The organism is Kamptonema sp. PCC 6506, from assembly GCF_000180455.1.
Lineage (GTDB): Bacteria > Cyanobacteriota > Cyanobacteriia > Cyanobacteriales > Microcoleaceae > Kamptonema > Kamptonema formosum.
This window is the reverse complement of the sequence record NZ_CACA01000302.1, coordinates 1-3,298: the sequence shown is the minus strand read 5'-3', so window position 1 is coordinate 3,298 and position 3,298 is coordinate 1. Positions and strand designations below refer to the sequence as shown.

Sequence of the window (3,298 nt, the reverse complement as noted above, 5' to 3'; positions counted from 1 at the left end):
CCTATATTTATGTCTCAACCTTTACAGTATCCTCAATCATCCTCACCCATTCTTGCTCTTGACTTCGGCGGGACAAAACTAGCGGCTGCTATTGTTGCCGTCGGCGAGAGACAGTGGCTAAAGCAGCGGCGGGTGATGTCCCCGCTCAAAACCGATGCTACGACTGATTTAAGGCTAGTACGCGGGCTAATTAGAGACTTGCTGCCAGGGGAAAAACCGATCGCGATCGGAGTTAGCTTTGGCGGCCCCGTAGATGCCTCAACAGGCATTATTCGCCTATCGCATCATGTCTCTGGTTGGGAAAACGTTCCTTTGCGGCAGATGTTAGCAGATGAGTATGGCGTAGCCGTCAGTGTAGATAATGATGCTAACGTTGCAGCTTTGGGAGAACACCGTTTTGGTGCAGGGGTGGGTTGCGAAAATTTGTTTTACATCACCGTTAGTACGGGAGTCGGCGGGGGTTGGATACTCAACGGCCAGCTTTGGCGGGGGACAGAAGGCATGGCGGGAGAAATCGGTCATACTGTGGTAGATCCTAGCGGCCCCTTGTGTTTGTGTGGCAAGCGGGGATGTTTAGAAAGATTGGCATCGGGGCCCTACATTGCTTTGGACGCGATCGCACAATTGCGCGATCGCCCCTCTCAAGGTAAAATTCTGCGGAGTCTGGCAAAGGATGGCAAAGAAGCAATTACCGCTCAATTGGTGAGTCAAGCAGCAGCAGAGGGAGATGAATTAGCAATAGAAACACTCGATCGCGCAGCTTGGGCCTTGGGAGTGGCGATCGGCAATGCAGCTAATTTGATTAATCCTCAGCGGTTCGTGTTAGGAGGCGGTGTCACGAAAGCGGGTGAAAGATTTTGGCAAGTGTTGCGCCGAGTTGCCATAGAGACTGCTTTGCCAGAAGTTCATTTTGATGTTTTCCCGGCTGCTTTAGGGGATGATGCACCCCTTTGGGGAGCAGTTGCTTTGGCTTTATCAGCAATGTGAAGGCTAGGGGCTAGGGGCTAGGGGCTAGGGTAAGAGAGGGGAAGAGAGGGGGAGCGGGGGAGATGGGGAGGATGGGAGGATGGGGGAGATAGGGGAGATGGGGAGGATGTGCAATTAGCAATTAGCAATTACCAATTAGCAATTACCAATTACCCATTAACAGTTGACAGTTAACAGGTAACAGTTAACAGTTAACAGTTAACAGTTAACAATTAAATTATGTCCGCCGACGAACTGCAAAACCTTTTAGACATCGCCACCGAAGCTGCCCTCGCTGCTGGAGCCGTACTGCAAGCATACTGGGGCAAATTAGAAGAAATTCAAGAAAAAGGCCGTCCTGGTGATTTAGTCACAGAAGCAGATAAAGCCGCCGAAGTCGCCATCCTCGATGTACTTCGCCGCCACGTACCCACACACGGTATCCTCACCGAAGAATCCGGCTCCCTCGGCGACAGAACCAGCAAATACCTCTGGGCGATCGATCCTCTGGATGGCACTACTAATTATGCTCATCAATATCCCTTCTCAGCCGCCTCCATTGGACTACTAATTGACGACGTGCCCCAAGTCGGCGCGATTTTTGACCCCTTTCATAACGAACTGTTTCGAGCCGCCACCGGCTTAGGAGCAACCCGCAACCGCCGCCCTATCCAAGTCTCCAAAATCTCAGAATTGAGCAAAAGCTTACTCGTAACTGGCTTTGCCTACGATCGCCACGAAACAGCCGATAATAACTATGCCGAATTTTGTCACCTGACCCACCTCACCCAAGGCGTGCGGCGTAGCGGTTCCGCCTCCCTCGACCTCGCCCACGTCGCCTGTGGTCGCTTAGATGGATACTGGGAGAGAGGACTTTCACCTTGGGACATGGCCGCAGGTATAGTGATACTCTTAGAAGCAGGAGGCCAAGTCACAGCTTATGATGGTAGCCCCCTACAGATTAAGTCCGGTCGGATTTTGGGCAGCAACGGTCGCATTCACGACCAGATCCGCGATGCTTTGCAGGGAGTTCCTCCACTATCATCGTGGCCAAGTGTTCCCAAAGCAAGCGATCGATCCTAAGCGATCGCCCATAAGCGATCTTTGCTTCCTTTTAGTTCTTAATTCGATTTTTCATTAAAATTTTAATTCTTCATTGAATCTTTATTTTTTAGTTCTTAATGTTTAATTTTTGAAGTTAGATTAAAGGTATAGTGGAAAGCGAGGGAAGGGATAGAAATATCATGTCTATTCAAATCACAAAAGGGTTGTTCAAATTTGACTTTACAGATCAGCACGCCATTCTGGGAGTTCCCCTGGATGCTGAGTTTAACGAGATCCGCAAACGGTATATGAAAATAGTTCGCCGCTTGCACTCAGATACTTGTCCCTTTGAAAGTCAAGCAGAGAAAAACAAAGCGAATGAGTTTTTGTCAAAAGTGGTTAATCCCGCTTATAACAAATTTTCCAAAGAAAGCGATCGCAAAGAATACGGTCTGCTAGTGGACATGATTGGCAAACGCACCATCAAAGAACAAAAAAACCTGCACTTTGAAAGCGAAGCAGCCAAACAGCTAACTACGGCCAAAGATTTTCAGGAAGCTTACAAAAAAGCACTCACCGAACTTGCTGAGAAGCAATACGAATCCATCAGCGACAGCCTGGAGATCATCGCTCAAATCAGCGAGCTGAATATGGTTTACCTACTGCGGAAAGAGCAAAAAGGCCCAGTAGCAAGTCAGGCTCAGCCGGCTCCAGCGACAACAACCCCTGCTTCAGCAGCACCGAAAGCCCCAGCCGCAGCCCCGAAAGCCCAAGACTCCTTTGTAGAGCAAGCTTGTCGCCGCGTTGAGGGGTTGATGTCTACCAAAAACTACGCTAAAGCAATTTTGGAATTAAAAGAAGCTTTAAATCGCGATCCCAAACATAGTAAAGGCCATGCCTTACTAGGGATGTGTTATTTAGAGCAAAAACAGGCAACAATGGCAAAAATTGAGATTAAAAAAGCCTTAGAATTAAATCCCGAAGAACCTACGGCCTTAGAAGCCAAGAAAAAGTTAGAACAAGCAACAGCACAGCCAGCGACGGCGACGAAGGGCCAAAAGCCTGGAGCCAAACCCCAGGCCAGCACTGGAAAATCGGCATCTGGCAAAAAAACCGATCCACCTAAAAGCGGCGGCTTTTTCGGGGGCTTGTTCGGCGGCGGTAAGAAGAATTGAGAGGGGGAGACGGGGAGATGGGGAAACTGGGAAACTAGGAAACTGGGAAAATTTTGCCTGCTTTCTGTGTTAGTTTTTTTGCCTTCTAACTTCTTAACTTCTTACTTCTTAAC

General features: G+C 48.8%; 3 protein-coding genes. All 3 read left to right on the top strand.

Annotated elements, in window-relative coordinates; genetic code table 11:
- A partial coding sequence (locus OSCI_RS17965; protein ID WP_324603716.1) for an ROK family protein occupies positions 1 to 987 on the top strand: 987 nt, incomplete at its 5' end.
- Between the two features lie 219 nt (positions 988 to 1,206).
- On the top strand, positions 1,207 to 2,049 hold the full coding sequence (locus OSCI_RS17960; RefSeq protein ID WP_007356489.1) for an inositol monophosphatase family protein: 843 nt from the start codon (positions 1,207 to 1,209) through the stop codon (positions 2,047 to 2,049).
- A 161-nt stretch (positions 2,050 to 2,210) separates the two neighbouring features.
- Complete coding sequence (locus tag OSCI_RS17955) at positions 2,211 to 3,185, top strand: J domain-containing protein (protein ID WP_007356488.1); 975 nt, start codon at positions 2,211 to 2,213, stop codon at positions 3,183 to 3,185.
- Positions 3,186 to 3,298: the final 113 nt, after the last annotated feature.

Excerpts from the sequence above, each read along its gene's own strand:
- OSCI_RS17955 (WP_007356488.1), top strand. The coding sequence starts at position 2,211 with ATGTCTATTCAAATCACAAAAGGGTTGTTCAAATTTGACTTTACAGAT.
- OSCI_RS17960 (WP_007356489.1), top strand. The coding sequence starts at position 1,207 with ATGTCCGCCGACGAACTGCAAAACCTTTTAGACATCGCCACCGAAGCT.